The following is a 17335-nucleotide window of genomic DNA, read 5'->3' as shown; positions in this document are numbered from 1 at the left end:
AATTCAGGTTAATTAACTAAATAATCGCTCTAACCACCCTTTATCAAGCTCTTCTTCACAACGCTTTAATTGTGCGCCATAGCGACTAGCTCGGTGTTTAACTTTATTTGCGACGCCCATTAGCCATTTTTTCTTTTTATAAGTACCACGCTTATATCCGCCCCAGCCTTCGTGATAATTAAGATATTGCGCATAAGCATCCCATTTAGAAATACCATTCACTTTATGCGTTTTATAAACAAACCATGCCATAAAATCTATTGCATCATCAAAGTCATCTCTATCAGCACCATTATTACCTGTTTCGCGAATATAATCTGCCCATGTAGGAGTCTTAGCTTGCGAGTAACCATAAGCGTCACTGGCACGCCCAGTTGGAATTATCCACAAAAAGTATTCCATTGGTGGCGCTGCATCGTGTTTAAATGAGCTTTCTTGATACATCATGCTCATTAATACATGCTTAGGTGAACCCCACTTTTCTTGAGCGTCTCTTGCATCGAAATACCAATCGGATTTTTCCTTAAAAATCTTACAAATATCATTCGGTTGCTTTGGTGGGGCTGTAGCGCACCCCGCAAGAGTAATAGCTAGAGATAACATTAGTGCATTTTTTTTCATGTTTTTAGATCTCACTGAACTTTTATAAAAAGTGTGGGTCTGATTTTATAATGCAGCAGTACAGCATTGTTTCATCCCTGAAAAGTATTTACGCAGCCAACTTGGGCTGCGTTTTTTTTGTTTAAAAATAGTGGGCATTAAACTTACTTACTGGCAAAATATGCATCTAAGAATGCTTTGAACGATTGCGTATCCGCTTGCTCAATTGCCACTTGTGCCTCATTAGACTCTATAACTTGTTGTTCCAGCCAAGGCTTTAAAAACTCACTATAGTCAGTTTCAGCATGACTTTTTTTATACTTATTAGCTAATGCTAATGCGAAGTGCCCGTTATCTAAACCAGATTCTTTTAGTTGTGAAACGTAACGCCCCGAGTAAGTCAGTGCGGGGTTATCAATCCACGTTGCCATACGCTTTATAGTATCTGAGTAATAATTAACACCGTAAGCATTATCCATCCATTTAGCAACATCCGTTAGCTGGGTAAATATTTCGCCCCCCCACGACTGCAGGCTTCGTTCTTCGTTATTAAAGTTAAGCATTAGTCCTTCTTCTCGACCTTGATTTACTACTGTGTCGAGGTTTTCAGTACTACGCGCTTGTTCTTTCCAATCCATTGGAGCTGAATCTTTTAATAAACAATATGTTAAAAATACATCTAAAAAGTGAATTTGCTCTATATCAATACCCACTTCGCTAAAAGGGTTTACGTCTAATGCGCGAATTTCTACATACTCAATGCCAGCTCTAAGCAGCGAGTCTGTCGGCGTTTCACCATTTTTAGCATTTCGTTTAGGGCGAATTGGTGAGTAAAATTCATTTTCTATTTGCAAAATATTTTTATTAAGCTGTTTAGGAGCTTCACTCGTATAATCGTCAATATCGCTATAGATTTCAGATGGGGTATTGATCGCTTTTTTCAAACCCGCTACATATTCATCTAGTGAATTATACATTACGCGCAATGATGACTGTGCGCTATTTGTATACCCCAGATTACCTAAACGAAGTGCAGTACCGACTTCTAAATAAAGTGTACCTTTCCCTAATTTTTTAAATGGCAAGTCGGTTTTGCGACCTTGTAAAAATGAATTACATAGCGCCGGAGATGCACCGAACATATAACTTATCAACCACAGCTCGCGTTTAAAATTACGGATCAGTGCTAAATAACCATCAGAGATAAAATCTTGTAAACTGGCGTTACTTTGTTTTAGTGAATGAAGTGATTGCCAAAGTGTGTCCGGAAAAGAAATATTAAAATGTACGCCTGCAATTGCTTGCATCATACTACCGTAACGATTTTTTAACCCTTCACGGTATAACGTTTTCATTTGACCAGTATTTGAGCTGCCAAATTGTGCTAATACAATATCATCTTGATGTTCAATAAAGCACGGCATGCTAATAGGCCAAAGTAATTCATCGCCCATTTTTTCTAAAGTGAATTTTTGCAAATCTTTTAATTGCTTAAGTGTCTGTATAGACGATTCGCTAACAGGGGTAATGAACTCAAGCAAAGACTCAGAAAAATCAGTGGTGATATGCCCATTAGTTAATGCACTTCCAACCCCTTTAGGATGCCCTTGAGCTGATATAACACCATCGTTTTTTATTCTTAACGACTCTCGCTCAATACCACGCTTAATGCCTTTAACTGCGTGTTTATGCTCATTTGCTGATAACGCGTTTAGCGTATTTGTTAAATCATGTGTTGTCAAAAATGCTTCCTCGGGCCACGTGGCTTAATCATAGGGTTATGGGGGCTAATTACCTAGACTCAAGATTAAATTGCTAAGAACAAAACAATTTCTCAAAATTAATTATCATTTATCCAATTTGGATATGCGTTTGATATGGCAGGCATCATACAGTAAACCCTAATATTGCCACCGCTCTTGGTATTATACAATTTTTTTGCATGGGTATTTAACCTAAAAAACGTGAAGACTCACGCGACTCAAAATCTCTCATTGCAGTACTTACGGTGTTGAATCCACTTGCAGTCGATTCATTTTAATCTGCGTTCAGAGTAAAGATTAAATTTCATCAATAAATAGACCGGCACTTACACGACATTGGCTCACCTAACTTTCAATAATCAGCTTAACAATTCAATTACTTGATGTAGATCATAAAAATATGAAATTTAAATTATAAGTACTAAAGAAATACTTTGTTTTTTTGCTTTGTAGTTAACAAGCAATATAATGACGCCAACGATAAAGGATGATAAAAAATACAATGCGCAATAATAAAAGCTTAAAAAATGAAGAAGTCCATTTTGATGAGTCACAAGAACTTGTTTCTACGACTGACCTAAGGGGAGTAATAACTTATGCTAATCAAGAGTTTTGTATCATCGCTGGATACACCTCAGAAGAACTCATAGGAAAAAATCATAATATAGTACGTCATCCTGATATGCCTAAAGCAGCATTTAAAGAAATGTGGGATATCTTAAAACAAGGCCATTCTTGGCGAGGTATGGTAAAAAATCGCTGTAAAGATGGCCGCTACTATTGGGTTGATGCATTTGTAACGCCTATTTTTGAACATGGTCAGCTTATTGGCTATCAATCTGTAAGAACAAAACCAAGCCAACAACTAAAACAACAAGCACAAGACTTATATAATAAAATAAATGCGGGTAAGTCACTATTTAGCCTCAAAGAACAAACAACAATAAGACAAAGCATCAGCTTTGTATGCATATTACTATGGCTAATTTATGTTGCTCTATTTGGTTCGCTAAGCATTGTCTTAATAAACTTATTTATTTGCTGTTTAGTTATTGCTCTTAATTATGAAGAGCTAATTGTGACACCTAAAATATTACGTGATCAAAAAGCTAAGTCTGATTCGGTATCTCGTTATATTTATAGCGGCTATAACCCGCATAGTATAAGTGATTACAGAGAACAAATGATCAGTGCAAAATTACGTACTGTATTGGGTCGTATGAAAGATTCAACATTAAGCTTTAATAACATTGCGACCGACTTAGATAAACAATCCGCGATGACTGAAAAAGGTATTGCGGCACAAGGTGAGCGTTTAGAACAAATAGCATCAGCTATGGCACAAATGAGCTCAACAATTGGTGAAATATCAAATAGCACCACAGAAACAGCAGATAAAGTAAACCTCACTCACCAAAGCTGCTCTGATATTAAAAATCATATTGCCGAAAACAGTATCATGGTGTCTGATTTAGCAACACAGGTGGAACAAGCCGCGACAACCGCAAGCAGCTTAGCTTCTGAGGCTGATAAAATAGGTCAAGTGATGAGTGAAATTGAAGGGATTGCGGATCAAACAAACTTACTGGCATTAAATGCAGCAATAGAAGCAGCAAGAGCAGGCGAACATGGTCGAGGCTTTGCCGTTGTAGCAGATGAAGTAAGAACCCTATCGTCAAGGACTCAAAATGCAACAACACAAATCCATAGCTCAATTAAAGAAATACAAGATACCTTATTTAGCTGGTCTAAAGTAATGCAGAGCACTAAAACTCAAGCCGATACTTGCGTAGATACAACCGCTAAAACTCAGATCGAACTTGATGGTATTTTTGTTCAAATAAGTGAGATTTCTCAACTAGCAATTCAAATATCGACTGCAGCAGAAGAGCAACAGGTAGTTAGTAATGATATTGGTAATAATGTATCGCAGATTAAGGGGTTTGGTGACGAAAATCTCAATTTAAGTTTTAATGTCGCAAAAGGTGCAGCAGAGCTGGTTGAAGGTTCTCGTAAAGTAAATGACCTTTTACTGACGTTTAAAGTTTAAATTAGCACCTATAAAAAAGCCGCTGATTGAAGTGGCCCACAATAATTGGAATGTCCAACTATTGGGTGTCACTTTAGGTAGCGGCTTTATATATTTAACTTCTATTGATTAGCGATTTGTAAATACTAGACCTTCATCGGTTGCATCAATAATGATAACACTGCCAGGTAGATAATCACCACTGAGTAACTTTTGCGCGAGTGGATTTTCAATGGTTTGTTGAATCGCACGTTTAAGTGGACGCGCGCCATAAACGGGATCAAAACCACTTGCTGCAATGCGTTCAAGCGCAGTGTCCGTTATTTCCAGTAAGTAACCCATTTCAGTTAAACGCTCACGTAATTTCATTAACTGAATATCAGCAATCTCTTTGATATGTTCGTTAGCTAATGGATGAAATACCACAGTCTCGTCTATACGGTTTATAAATTCAGGCCTAAATTCATTTATTAATACATCCATCACTTTAGCTTTAAGTGTTGTGTAATCATTATTTCCAGCCTGCTCTTGAATAATATCTGAGCCTAGGTTTGAAGTCATAATAATAACGGTATTTTTAAAATCAACGGTTCTACCTTGTCCGTCGGTTAGACGACCATCATCTAATACTTGCAGTAAGATATTAAATACATCAGGGTGTGCTTTTTCGATTTCATCAAGCAGTATTACCGAATAAGGTTTACGGCGTACAGCCTCGGTTAAATAACCGCCCTCTTCGTAACCCACGTAACCAGGAGGAGCTCCAACTAAACGTGCAACTGAATGTTTTTCCATAAATTCAGACATATCGATACGCACCATGGCATCTTCGGTATCAAACATAAAACCAGCCAGTGCTTTAGTTAGCTCTGTTTTACCAACCCCCGTTGGGCCTAAAAATAAAAACGAGCCAATCGGACGGTTAGGATCAGCAAGTCCGGCACGAGAGCGGCGTATTGCGTTAGAAACAGCAACAACAGCTTCATCTTGGCCTATTACCTTACTGTGTAACTTATCTTCCATTTGCAGTAGCTTTTCACGCTCACCTTGTAGCATTCTCGATACCGGTATACCGGTCCAGCGAGAAAGTATTTCTGCTATTTCATCCTCACCGACTTGGTTTTTAAGCAGAGTCATTTCTTGCATTTCGGCTTGTGAGGCTAAATCAAGTTTTCGTTCAAGTTCAGGGATACGCCCGTATTGCAGCTCTGACATACGCTGTAAGTCACTTGCCCTTCGCGCTACATCTAAATCTAATCTTGCTTGTTCAAGCTCAGCTTTAATTACTTGCGTGCCTTGAAGTGATGCTTTTTCAGCATTCCATATCTCGTCTAGCTCACGATATTGCCCATCAAGGTCGGTGATCAACTCTTGCATTTCAGCTCGGCGTTTTTGGCTTGCTTCGTCTTTTTCTTTCGCTAGTGCATTATCTTCTAACTTTAGTTGGATAATACGACGTTCGAGTTTATCTAATGACTCTGGTTTTGAATCAATTTGCAAACGAATTGAAGAACCCGCTTCATCAATCAAGTCAATCGCTTTATCCGGTAGCTGGCGATCACTAATATAGCGGTGAGATAACTGCGCTGCAGCAACAATCGCGGGATCTGTAATTTCTACTGAATGATGTAACTCATATCGCTCTTTTAAGCCGCGTAATATAGCAATGGTATCCTCGACTGAAGGCTCTTCAATGAGTACTTTTTGGAAGCGACGTTCAAGCGCTGCGTCTTTCTCTATGTATTTACGGTATTCATCAAGCGTGGTTGCGCCAACACAGTGTAATTCACCGCGCGCTAATGCTGGTTTTAGCATATTGCCCGCATCCATTGCGCCGTCACTTTTACCTGCCCCCACAATGGTGTGTATTTCATCAATAAATAAAATGACTTGGCCTTCTTCTTTAGCCAATTCGTTTAATACTGATTTTAAACGTTCTTCAAATTCGCCACGGTATTTAGCACCCGCAACTAACGCGCCTAAATCAAGTGATAGTACGCGTTTATTTTTTAATCCTTCTGGTACTTCACCATTAATAATACGCTGCGCTAAGCCCTCAGCGATTGCTGTTTTACCAACGCCAGGCTCACCTATTAGTACAGGGTTGTTTTTAGTCCTGCGCTGCAGAACCTGAATCGTACGGCGAATCTCATCATCACGGCCTATAACAGGGTCAAGCTTACCCTGCTCAGCGCGTTCAGTTAAATCAATGGTGAACTTTTCTAATGCTTGGCGTGTTTCTTCTGCATTTGGATCATCAACTTTTTGACCTCCACGAATCGCTTTAATCGCACTCTCAACTTTGCTGGCGGTTATATTTAACGCTTTAAAAATAGTCCCAAGTGGGCCTTTATCATCACATGCAACAAGTACAAATAATTCACTAGAGATGTATTTATCTTTACGCTTTTGCGCATATTTATCGCATAAGTTGATAAGCGACACCATGTTATTGGACAGTTGAACATCACCGCCGACCCCTTCTACTTTAAATAGCTTTTCTATTTCTTGGGAGAGCTTGGTATTGAGTTCGTCTGCACTTATGCCTATTTGGGCAAATAGCGCTCGAACACTTGACCCGCTTTGCTGAAGCAATGAGTACATTAAGTGTACAGGTTCAATAAATTGATGATCGCGGCCAAGTGCCAGCGATTGCGCATCAGAAAGCGCAGATTGAAATTTACTTGTAAATCGATCTAAACGCATAAGGGTTTACCTATCAAATAATCTAATTGCTTAATTAATGGGTATGTTTAGGCGTTTGTTCAAGGTGTAGCAGAAAATATAATCACAACAATGATAAATTACTTGCGCCAGATCAAACTTGCCATGCGTCCAGTTTGGCCATCACGACGATAAGAAAAAAACAGGTCTTTGCGAGAAACAGTGCAGTACTCTCCCCCTGTAATTTTTTTTATACCTGATTTATTTAGTAATATACGAGCAATATTATAAATATCGGCAAGGTATTTGTGGTTAGTTTGTAGTTTAAACGCTTCAACAAAAAGAGATGATTGAGCTTGAAATAGCTCAAAAATGTCTGAGCCAACTTCGAATTTATTTGGACCAATAGCAGGACCTAACCATGCATTGATATCCTCATGCTTTGCATCAAAACAATCAAGAGTACTTTTAATTATACCCTGCTCTAACCCTCGCCACCCTCCGTGAATGGCCGCAACTTCATTGCCATCATTACTACTTAATAATATGGGAAGGCAATCAGCGGTCATAATAGCAAGTGGTTGATCAATTAGTTGTGTATAAAGAGCATCAGCATTATGTAACTCAGTGAAGTCAAAATGCTCATCAACAATAACAACATTGTTACTGTGAACTTGATTTAGCCATACCGCTGGTTTTGGAATATGCGTATTTAACAATGCGCGATTTTTTAATACGTACTCTTTATTATCACCAACATGAAGTCCAAGGTTTAAACTTTTAAATGGGACTTGAGAAACGCCACCTTCACATGTAGTACTTAACGTACCTACATTATGAAGGTTTTGCCATGTCGCTGATAATAAATACACTATCTATCTATATCAGGATTAGCTTTGGTGTCTTCGCGTAGTGCTAGCGTCATAGCAACCATATCATCAGGTATAGGCGCTTGCCATGTCATCATTTCACCCGTAATAGGATGAGCAATGCTTAATTTAACCGCGTGGAGAGCTTGGCGTCTAAAACTACGAAGTAGCTCAAATAACTCAGGAGTTGCACCTTTTGGTGGACGCGGACGGCCGCCATAAGACTGATCACCAATTAATGGGTGATTTAAGTAAGCCATATGAACACGAATTTGGTGTGTACGACCGGTTTCTAAGCGCAAACGCAAGCGAGTATGTGCGCGAAACTTTTCAGCCACACGGTAATGCGTAATAGCAGGCTTACCCATTTCATGAACAGCCATGTGTGTACGCTGTGTCGCATGGCGACCAATAGGCTTTTCAATCATGCCACCAGCGGTCATGGTTCCATTACAAAGCGCTTCATATTCACGGGTGAAGTTTTCACGTTTTTGTAGTGCTGTCACTAAATGCGTTTGTGCAGGGATCGTCTTAGCCACAACCATTAATCCGGTCGTATCCTTATCTAACCTGTGCACAATACCAGCTCGCGGAACATTGATAATTTCCGGGTAGTGATGTAATAGCGCATTTAATACTGTGCCATCAGGATTACCCGCCCCAGGGTGAACCACAAGCCCCATTGGTTTATTAATTACCAAAATATGATCGTCTTCATAAACTATGTTCAAATCGATGTTTTGTGCAAGGTATTCTCGCGGTGCTTCAATAGTTGTTTCAACATTAAGAAGCTCACCACCTAATAACTTAGTACGTGGTGTGTTTAATATTTCGCCATCAACAGTAATTTTATCATCCAAAATCCATGTTTTTATACGTGAACGTGAATAATCAGGGAACAATTGCGCTAATACTTGGTCTAGACGTTTACCACCTAAGTCAGTTGGAACCTCGGCTTGAAGAGAAATTTGCTCTGTCATTAGTAACTTTACCCAATTTACCAGTGCAAGCTTTGCTCGACTGGGTTAGAATCGCTTTTAATAAAAGCATAATATAATACGTATAGTTTACTCGGTTTTACCGACTTGGCCTAGCCGAAGACATCGAAGGTAACAAATAAAATGATAAATAAAATAGGGAAACGTGCATTTGCCATTGTTTTTTCAGTTTCTGTACTTAGTTTAGGCGCTTGTTCGTCTGCGCCTGACCAAGAAGATATTCAACGTGTACCAAACAGATCAGCACAAGCTTTGTATGAAGATGCAAAAGAAACACTAGATTCTGGTTTATATGCACGTGCAATTGAGCTTCTAAGTGCAATAGATTCTCGTTATCCATTTGGCCCGTTTTCTAAGCAAGTACAAATGGATTTAGTGTATGCGCATTATCAATCGGGTAATACAGAGCAAGCATTAGCAACAGTCGATCGCTTTATACGCCTCAACCCAAATCATAAAGATTTAGATTACATGTATTACATGCGTGGTTTGGTAAACATCAAAGCAGACAAAAATGCATTTCAAGAATACTTTGGTGTAGATAGAGCTGACCGTGATGCAAACCGAACACGTGTTGCATTTACCGATTTATCAACATTGGTTAAACGTTTTCCAGATAGTGATTATGCACCAGAAGCTAAACGTCGTTTGGTGTGGCTGTTAAACCGCATGGCACGTTACGAATTAAAAGTAGCGACTTACTATTACGAACGTGAAGCTTATTTAGCAGCAGCTAATCGTGGTAAATTTGTTGTTGAGCATTATTCACAAAGCAGCTATTTAGACCCTGCACTTGAAATGATGGAAAAAAGTTACGACAAACTAGGGTTAACTGAACTTAGCAAACATGCAAAGCAAACGCGAAAACTGAATAATAGAACCAAATAGAAAAGCGCTTGTAAGCTGCCTCTTATACACAAACCCCTGCTAAGTAATTAGCAGGGGTTTTTATTAGGGGTGTGTGCAGGACACGGGATCTTTGCTCAATTTTGACTTATTTTCTCACGGATGTAAGCCAATAGCATCAAACAGGGGCAGTTACCAAGCCCACTAAGTTACAAACCTCGCGCCGCGATTAAACCCCCTAAATAGAACAAATTTTAAACCTGAAAGGTAATACCAATCTGCTTATATATGGGGTCTATTTAACGTTAAGAAAATTACGCTAGAACAAGGCAAAATTTTTGTATCTAGTTGTTCTCGGCAATTGCTCCCTGCATTGCTCTACCTCCTGCATCCATGCAGTCGTAAATAAAAATTTTTAACGACGTTATAGTGCAATTTAATTCGTTAAATTGATCAAAGATTTATGCAGGTTGGTATAAACAGGCCCTGTATTAATTAAAACGTTAAATCGCGTCTTCATCTTCTTCTGCTGTTCGGATCCGTACGACACGCTCAACATCAGTGACAAATATTTTACCGTCACCTATTTTTCCTGTTTGCGCTGTTTTAACGATAACTTCTATAGCACGTTCAACATCATCATCACCAAGTACGATGTCTAATTTTACTTTTGGCAAAAAATCAACCATATACTCCGCACCACGATACAGCTCAGTGTGCCCTTTTTGGCGACCAAAACCTTTAACTTCACTTACGGTCATTCCATTGATACCTACTTCAGACAATGCTTCACGTACATCATCAAGTTTAAAAGGCTTAATAATTGCTTCTATTTTTTTCATGTTAACTACTTTTTTAAAGCTTCAGATGCTTCGATTTTAGACAATCATAGAGTTCATAGCAAACAAAGCAATTGAATGACGGTGATAAAACAATCAACCATGGTATAATTTACCAAATAAAAATAGCTATACTTAAACAACTCGCAGTAATGAGATTAATATGAACAATAAACAAAACGGATTCACCCTTCTAGAATTAATGGTCACTGTTTCTATTGTGGGTATTATTGCTTCTATTGCCTTTTGGAACAGTAGCGACATGCTTGAAGAAAATAGGGCTGAAAATTTTTTGTTAGAGTTGAAAAGAAATATTAGCTATGCACGTTCTCAAGCAGCAAGTACTGATGAAATAATGGTGCTATGCCCTGGACCATTAAATAAGATAAGCGAAAATAAATTCTTTAATTGTCAAAACACATGGCAAGGCGATTCGGTAATAGCATTATTTGTTGATAAAAATAACAATGGTAAATTTAATAGAAAAACAGACACTATTTTTAGAGCAATGGAAAAAATTAGTTCTACAGATAAATTAAAATACACTGGAAATGAAAAAATGCTGCGCTTTAATACCAGCGGTCGTATCACGACTAATCCAGGCGACTTTATCTTTTGCCCCAATAACGGTACTGAAAACAATAAAGCGCTCAGAGTTTCTCAATCAGGAACAGCCTTTTATCTAGGAGATACCACAGAAAAATGTGATTAAAAAACACACTAATTAAATTTGTCATATTCTGATTGTTTACTAGACTAAATTAATCATTTAGATTGATTTAAGGCTTCAGGGATGAGGTTTAAAACACGTTCAAACAAAATATTAGGGATAATTCTCATAGAGTTAATGGTGGCTTTATCAATCATTGCTATCATCAGTCAGCTTTCAATATGGTTCTTTTCAGATTTTTTAGCCTTAAATCGTGCCGACAATCAAGTTAACCTATTACATCGTAATATTAACTACGCACGGCTGTATGCAATCGAAAATAGCACCTACGTTACGCTATGTACGTTAAAAGAAAAGGAATGTGTGAAAGATGATTGGGACGGTCGAATCTCTTTATTTATCGATAATGATAAATCCACTACACTAAATAACGATGAACTACTTTTGAGTACATTTGAACATACTCATGATGCAGATAGCTTAAAATACCCTCGTGATGCAATAACTTTTAGGCCTGACGGTTCACTAAATGGCTTTCAAAATGGCACTTTTATCTATTGTCCAAATAGCGACAAGGCAAATCTTGAAGGGCTTGCCTTGTCAGTAAGTCAAACGGGTCGAATACGAATTAAATCAACCGATATATGTCAAAAAAGTAACTAACCTGAACTCTGGTTAAGAGGTTTACTAACGTATTTAATCATGGTGATGTTTAAATTTATTTTCTCTAGCCAGAGATTTTCAGTGAAAACAAGGCTAACTTACTTGCAATAGCTGGCCTATTGCAAGTAAATTCAACGCAGTCAGTACTGAAAATAGCTGCTTGAGATAGATTTATTATCCAAAGTTCAGGTTAACTAATAATTACCGACCCCAACAATAGTCAACGTCAGTAGCTCCTTTAGTACCTTTTGCACCCTTTAAGCCAATATCAGTAATAGATAGTTCAGTACAATCACCATCACCTTTTACTGCGCCACCTATGGGCTTTGCTTTAATGGTAAACGTATTCGTTTGTTTCACTTCGATACTGAGTTCAAAATGTTTACTTTCTGTTTTATTATTAATACCAAGGTTATCAAACGATTCTGTGTATTCCCTATTATCAACAAAAAACTGCTCTTCTTTATTTGCCGCATCCAATAATGCCGCAGCGGCTTCAGCACGCGAAGTGCGCTTAACATACTCAGTGTAATTAGGTAATGCTATTGAAGCTAATATACCAACGATAGCAACAGCTATCATTAGCTCAATTAACGTAAATCCACCTTGTTTATTGCTCATCTATTTTTCCTTAATTTTTGATTTCGTCATTTTCTTCACGCTTATAAATATAAGTTTGCTGCGTTTTGAAGCCAAAGCCGATAGGTTGAACATCATTAACTAACTTAATCTTACCATCAACAACATTTAACCCAGGCCCTACAATCTCGACTGGTTTCATTGGATTTTCAGCATTTTCGCCTTTGATGCCAGGGCCAATTAAATAGAACTGACTTTCCATTTTAACATCTATGTCTGTATCAATGATATCTGGTGGTGTAGGGTCATTTTCATCCAGAATAGGCTCTGCATCACATTTACCATTATTATTTTCATCCACACAAGATTCTCCTTCGCCAAAATAAAGCTGTGCTGTATCGGGTACATCATAACTCGTGGAAAATTTTAATTCGTCATACACTTTCGTCCCGTAGTGTAAATGGAATGCATATAAAGAACCTCCTCCCCCACTAAGCGAGCATTGGTTTTCAGTTGACGTATCTGAAGCTGGCTTAAATGATGAAAAATAAGCAACACCACCTACAACGGCAGCTGCAGCTAACGACTTTTCACCTGTGCCTAATTCATAGTGCCAGCCCTTGAATCCAGCTAAATCTACTTCTAAGTCGACAAATTTATCAACATCATTTAATGCATTACCAAAAGGGTCTAAATTCATCGGCATTAAATCAGCTAGTTTAATCGCATCTGGTGTATTTGTTGTAAACGTTCGTGTTACCGTGTTTTCATCTCGAATCATTAACAATTGATCTTTTTCATTGGTATCATTCGGTTTCGAACGATTACCGCTCCCTAATACCACAGCATCAAAGGGTGTATCTAGCCGAGTTATAACTTTTTTACCATTTACAGTCACTTCAGAAACTTTGCTAAACATCGTTCTTACTATTAATGGGTTATAAAAAAAGCGTCTATCTTCTGTTGCTTGACTACTTCCCAATTCAGCAAACTTAAAGTGACTAAATTTATTTACATCGTCTCCTGGCATATCAATACGCCATATATCTCCTCCAGTATCAGATGCGTAAATTCTATCAATGTATCCATCGTAATCAGAATCAAGTAAAGAAACATTAGCAGCAATACTGTGTTCGCCCTCAAATCCATTAATATCAGGGGTGAGCGCCCATACTCTTTTTCCTGTTTCAGCTTCAACAATATAAATACCTCTACCTATATTATCTTTACTTCGAATAGCCGCATCCTTATTCGTATCATACCCTGCACCAAACACAAGTAACGGCTTGTCACCAAATGCTTTTATGTAAGCAATCTGTGGCTTTGACCACGTTTGAGCTAATTCTTTAAAATCGCCTTTACCACCTTCGATTGGCTGTGCCCACAACTTTTTTGGCTCACTAGGGTCTGAAATATCAAGTGCATAATAGTTTTTACCACCACGTCGCATACCTGCTACAGCCCAGACTTGATCACCTTGACTTGCATCAATAACACCATCATTTAAGCCATTATCATTTAGGTTTTTATTATTAAAATAAACACTAATCGGCCCATCCATACCATACAGTTTACCGGTTTCATTATTGCGAAGAGGTTTAATAATGTCATATAGATCAGAAGGTATAAATGCCCAACTTTCGCTCACTTCATTATTAACATCATCATCTTTGAACATATGCAGAAATCCAGCATTAGTGCCTATTAGAATACGAATATCATCATTGCCGTAATCTATCGCTATCGGTTTAGAATGCAGGGGGTCACCAAAAATATTACCTCTTTGATCTGTTCTATCGCCATCACCGTTTTCATCATCAACATCAATGCCCATAGACCATTTAATATCAGAGCTACTTAAAGTAATCGGATTGTCATCTAATGAATCAAGTATCTCGCTTACAATCGTGGTGTTAAATTCAACAATACTTCCTTGCTTATTTGTATAAAGATTCCGCCTTTTTAAAGCATCACTGCCAGTCAGTGAACTTAAGTGATAATTTACACCACCTTCTGCAACCAAACTTCCATCAGCTGACTGATCACTTGGTAACCAATAGGTTTTTGCATCATCATCAATTAAACCATTCGAATCAAGCGCCGCTTTATTCGTTGAATCAATAATACGGCTACCAGAAACTTTTAATTTTTTTAAGTTTCCTTTCCACCTAGTACCTATTTCAGGATAAAACATAGCGAAATAAATAGCATTTCGACTACGAGTTTGATCGACGTTATTACTCGCTACAGATGGCGATGAAAAGCTATCATTTACTTCTCGAATTTTAGAAATTGCTTTATTTAGTGACTTAGATAATTCATCTGGGGTACTGGCTGGAAAGTTTTCGCCACCACCTAATGACGAAGCTTTAACTAAAAGCTCTTGCCCCTTAGCACTCATTCCAGAACCAAAACCTATTGTGTATAGACGCCCTGTCTCGTGAATATCAGGAGTCGCTGGATACAAATCTACTTTTACATTACTCGTACCATGAATAACTTTAGCCAACTGATGTAAATAGCTACTGTAATAACTATCAGTACTCCAATTTAGGCCTTGCCCAAAGTACTTCTTATGCTCATCACTAATTACGCTATCACTATCATTATCTCCTGACGGATCACCATCAGTCATATAAATAATATTTACTGAGTTATCACAACGCTTCGCTTCCTCTACGCTGTCATTAAATGGAGAAACATACGTATAAGTAGTTTGTGTATCATAATAGTTATAACAAACCTCTCTGCGATTTCGCCCCCAACCAGTCCAATAGCAATGCTCTTTTTCTATCTGAGTCGTTACAATATCTTCAACACTGGTATCTCTTTCAACTTCGCTTGCTCCCAAACCATAGCTCACACTTTGCCCTGTAATATATAAATAGGCTTCCCAGAGTGTCTCTGTTAGCGGCGTTCCACCATCCGCTGGTAAATTTGCGATTGACGATTTAACCACAGAGGGGTCTTTCCCCAAGCCATTTATAATATAACCGCCATCAGTCTCTTTAAAACGCATTAAACCAAAGTCAATATTATCGTTATCTTCTATAACTTTATTCATCGCATATTGTGCCGCACCTAGGCGACTATCCGAGCATAATATATAGCGTCTTAGATTATTACTGTACCCACAATCATTACCCGAACTTGATGAAAACGCCATACTTCCCGATGTATCAAATATAAGCAGCACACGTGGTTTTTCATCCACGTTAATATTATGATTCACGTAGAGCTCTATATCCTCAGCGGTAGCCGGTACACTCATTGTTAACCCTAGAGATGCAGCAAATAATTTATTTAATTTAAGTCTCATTTTAAATTCCTTTGCCTGTACTAGCCATTTGTTGAGCAATACCGGTAACAATGGTTAACTGATGTTTGCTTTTAGAGCCATACTCTATTGTTGTTGATACTTGCATCATATTGCAAGCAACCCCTTTTGTGCAGCTATAGCACCTGGGACACTCCAGATTAAGTGCGCCTTTATTTAAGTTAATCATTTTACTTGGCATACCATTATGTTCAGCAATAAGCATTCCGTCGGTGCTTTCGTCAGCTATTTTAGTGACTTCCTCGGGTGACAAGAAGAACTGATTAGCCGCACCTTTATTTGCTTCCTCAGCAATCACGCGAAGTACTTCGCCTATCAATTCATTTTCAGCTACTTCGCGCTCTTGTGCTGCATTCGTAATTTTAATATCAATACTGCTACTGCTCATTAATGTTACCGCAATACCCGTGACAGCAATTACCATTATCAAAGCAGTAATCAGTACAACACCTTGTTGCTTGATTTGTGATTTCATTAAATGCGCCATAAATTTTCCCCAACGTTATTTAATCGAATAGTCGTTGTAAAAACAGTTCGCCTAAAATTATCTGTAAATTGTAATTCTCTATTATCTGCATCTTCGCCTAACGTGTATGTTTGATTTTTAATGCTAAGGTCTGCATCAGGTTGCAGGGCCCGTATCAATAAAAATACTTGCACAGTTAAAATTCCTTTGCGATTTTCCCAATCGGCTGGAGCCATATTATCAATGCTCTTATACATATCTATTCGACTATCATTTGTTGTGTCTAAGCCAAAAACAAAACGCATGTTTTCGACCCCTTCCATTATTGTTTCGGTTTTCATAGCATCGTCAACCAAACGTTTACGCATTAATGCAGGAACCGTTAACTTATTATTATTTACCGTATAGGTTTGATTAGAAATATAATAAACATGATGACTATACGGCCACACTGTCGCATTAACATTTAGCGTCGCTGGATCAACAATATTTCGCACAAATTGTGCACGCTCTTGCTCTGCTATAAAGTAATTTTCTTTATTTTGTGTTTCATTACTGCCCGCTTTAACTGTAATTGGATCACCCTGTAAAAACTTAAGCTGCAGGATATCCGTTCCACCTATTGGATTAGTTACGCAATTAAGCTCTTTTACGGCTCCCGCTGTTTTGGCATAAATAGTGCGAAAGTTAGTGGTACTGGAAAGATCTGGGAAACTGCCGTTATTTAAGCCTTCAAGGCAATCGTTTGCTGCATTAGGTGTTGCTAATGTCGTCGTGTTCGCTGATGAAAATGAATCATCATAAAATGTTCCCCAAAACCCAATTTGCTCAATATCTCGTTGCATTATATTTATAGCTAAGCGACCTGATTCTTGCAGCTCGCCTATTGTCATAGTATCTCGAGTTGTTACTTTCATACCTATGTAGGTAAACATGACGCCACCAAGTACAAGACCACCAATAAAAAGAGAGATCATGACTTCTATAAGTGTAAACCCTTTTTGTTTCATGC

At 38.2% G+C, this 17335-nt stretch carries 14 protein-coding genes; 4 read left to right on the top strand and 10 right to left on the bottom strand.

Annotated features, from left to right (window positions below; all coding sequences use genetic code 11):
• Window positions 1-12 precede the first annotated feature (12 nt).
• Entirely contained in the window at window positions 13-621 is a 609-nt protein-coding gene (locus NRL14_RS01170) for a transglycosylase SLT domain-containing protein (RefSeq protein WP_007378361.1), read from the bottom strand.
• Between the two features lie 143 nt (window positions 622-764).
• Window positions 765-2342 (bottom strand): glutamate--cysteine ligase, encoded by a 1578-nt coding sequence (gene gshA / locus NRL14_RS01165; RefSeq protein WP_306723786.1) that lies wholly within the window; start codon window positions 2340-2342, stop codon window positions 765-767.
• 523 nt (window positions 2343-2865) lie between these two features.
• Between gshA and NRL14_RS01160 the strand changes: the two genes are divergently transcribed.
• Window positions 2866-4413, top strand: coding sequence for a PAS domain-containing methyl-accepting chemotaxis protein (locus NRL14_RS01160; protein ID WP_306723857.1), 1548 nt, complete (start codon window positions 2866-2868; stop codon window positions 4411-4413).
• A 108-nt stretch (window positions 4414-4521) separates the two neighbouring features.
• Here NRL14_RS01160 and clpB read toward each other — a convergent pair whose 3' ends face one another.
• The 3 genes from clpB to rluD form a co-directional block, all read right to left on the bottom strand.
• Window positions 4522-7098, bottom strand: coding sequence for an ATP-dependent chaperone ClpB (gene clpB, locus NRL14_RS01155; protein ID WP_033031737.1), 2577 nt, complete (start codon window positions 7096-7098; stop codon window positions 4522-4524).
• 98 nt (window positions 7099-7196) lie between these two features.
• Window positions 7197-7928, bottom strand: a complete 732-nt coding sequence (gene pgeF / locus NRL14_RS01150) for a peptidoglycan editing factor PgeF (RefSeq protein WP_306723785.1) — start codon at window positions 7926-7928, stop codon at window positions 7197-7199.
• Window positions 7928-8905, bottom strand: a complete 978-nt coding sequence (gene rluD, locus NRL14_RS01145) for a 23S rRNA pseudouridine(1911/1915/1917) synthase RluD (RefSeq protein WP_007378366.1) — start codon at window positions 8903-8905, stop codon at window positions 7928-7930. The genes pgeF and rluD overlap by 1 nt, the downstream gene beginning before the upstream one ends.
• 141 nt (window positions 8906-9046) lie before the next feature.
• On the opposite strand from rluD, the gene NRL14_RS01140 reads away from it, so the two are divergent.
• Window positions 9047-9811: an outer membrane protein assembly factor BamD gene (locus NRL14_RS01140; protein ID WP_007378367.1), complete on the top strand. Its 765-nt coding sequence runs from the start codon at window positions 9047-9049 to the stop codon at window positions 9809-9811.
• A gap of 461 nt (window positions 9812-10272) precedes the next feature.
• Here NRL14_RS01140 and NRL14_RS01135 read toward each other — a convergent pair whose 3' ends face one another.
• The gene (locus NRL14_RS01135; protein WP_008135742.1) at window positions 10273-10611 is read right to left on the bottom strand and encodes a P-II family nitrogen regulator; all 339 of its coding nucleotides are present in this window, start codon (window positions 10609-10611) and stop codon (window positions 10273-10275) included.
• A gap of 160 nt (window positions 10612-10771) precedes the next feature.
• Here NRL14_RS01135 and NRL14_RS01130 point away from each other — a divergent pair, with 160 nt between their 5' ends.
• Window positions 10772-11320, top strand: coding sequence for a GspH/FimT family pseudopilin (locus NRL14_RS01130; RefSeq protein WP_007378369.1), 549 nt, complete (start codon window positions 10772-10774; stop codon window positions 11318-11320).
• 81 nt (window positions 11321-11401) lie between these two features.
• Window positions 11402-11941: a GspH/FimT family pseudopilin gene (locus tag NRL14_RS01125; RefSeq protein WP_007378370.1), complete on the top strand. Its 540-nt coding sequence runs from the start codon at window positions 11402-11404 to the stop codon at window positions 11939-11941.
• Between the two features lie 201 nt (window positions 11942-12142).
• Here NRL14_RS01125 and NRL14_RS01120 read toward each other — a convergent pair whose 3' ends face one another.
• The 4 genes from NRL14_RS01120 to NRL14_RS01105 are packed head-to-tail and all read right to left on the bottom strand — an operon-like array spanning window position 12143 to window position 17333.
• On the bottom strand, window positions 12143-12562 hold the full coding sequence (locus NRL14_RS01120) for a type IV pilin protein (RefSeq protein ID WP_007378371.1): 420 nt from the start codon (window positions 12560-12562) through the stop codon (window positions 12143-12145).
• 10 nt (window positions 12563-12572) lie between these two features.
• Window positions 12573-15839: a pilus assembly protein gene (locus NRL14_RS01115; RefSeq protein WP_306723784.1), complete on the bottom strand. Its 3267-nt coding sequence runs from the start codon at window positions 15837-15839 to the stop codon at window positions 12573-12575.
• 1 nt (window position 15840) lies between these two features.
• Window positions 15841-16344, bottom strand: a complete 504-nt coding sequence (locus tag NRL14_RS01110) for a hypothetical protein (protein ID WP_007378373.1) — start codon at window positions 16342-16344, stop codon at window positions 15841-15843.
• Complete coding sequence (locus tag NRL14_RS01105) at window positions 16332-17333, bottom strand: PilW family protein (protein WP_007378374.1); 1002 nt, start codon at window positions 17331-17333, stop codon at window positions 16332-16334. The genes NRL14_RS01110 and NRL14_RS01105 overlap by 13 nt, the downstream gene beginning before the upstream one ends.
• Window positions 17334-17335 lie beyond the last annotated feature (2 nt).

Source organism: Pseudoalteromonas sp. 20-92 (genome assembly GCF_030847595.1).
In the GTDB taxonomy this organism is placed as follows: domain Bacteria; phylum Pseudomonadota; class Gammaproteobacteria; order Enterobacterales; family Alteromonadaceae; genus Pseudoalteromonas; species Pseudoalteromonas fuliginea.
The sequence above is the reverse complement of the archived record's forward strand: the minus strand, read 5'-3'. Positions and strand labels throughout refer to the sequence as shown.

Bases quoted from the DNA above. Each gene is read 5' to 3' on its own strand.
- NRL14_RS01170 (WP_007378361.1), bottom strand. From the start codon at position 621: ATGAAAAAAAATGCACTAATGTTATCTCTAGCTATTACTCTTGCGGGG.
- rluD (WP_007378366.1), bottom strand. From the start codon at position 8,905: ATGACAGAGCAAATTTCTCTTCAAGCCGAGGTTCCAACTGACTTAGGT.
- NRL14_RS01160 (WP_306723857.1), top strand. From the start codon at position 2,866: ATGCGCAATAATAAAAGCTTAAAAAATGAAGAAGTCCATTTTGATGAG.
- NRL14_RS01105 (WP_007378374.1), bottom strand. From the start codon at position 17,333: ATGAAACAAAAAGGGTTTACACTTATAGAAGTCATGATCTCTCTTTTT.
- clpB (WP_033031737.1), bottom strand. From the start codon at position 7,098: ATGCGTTTAGATCGATTTACAAGTAAATTTCAATCTGCGCTTTCTGAT.
- NRL14_RS01140 (WP_007378367.1), top strand. From the start codon at position 9,047: ATGATAAATAAAATAGGGAAACGTGCATTTGCCATTGTTTTTTCAGTT.
- NRL14_RS01115 (WP_306723784.1), bottom strand. From the start codon at position 15,839: ATGAGACTTAAATTAAATAAATTATTTGCTGCATCTCTAGGGTTAACA.
- NRL14_RS01135 (WP_008135742.1), bottom strand. From the start codon at position 10,611: ATGAAAAAAATAGAAGCAATTATTAAGCCTTTTAAACTTGATGATGTA.
- NRL14_RS01130 (WP_007378369.1), top strand. From the start codon at position 10,772: ATGAACAATAAACAAAACGGATTCACCCTTCTAGAATTAATGGTCACT.
- NRL14_RS01120 (WP_007378371.1), bottom strand. From the start codon at position 12,562: ATGAGCAATAAACAAGGTGGATTTACGTTAATTGAGCTAATGATAGCT.
- NRL14_RS01110 (WP_007378373.1), bottom strand. From the start codon at position 16,344: ATGGCGCATTTAATGAAATCACAAATCAAGCAACAAGGTGTTGTACTG.
- NRL14_RS01125 (WP_007378370.1), top strand. From the start codon at position 11,402: ATGAGGTTTAAAACACGTTCAAACAAAATATTAGGGATAATTCTCATA.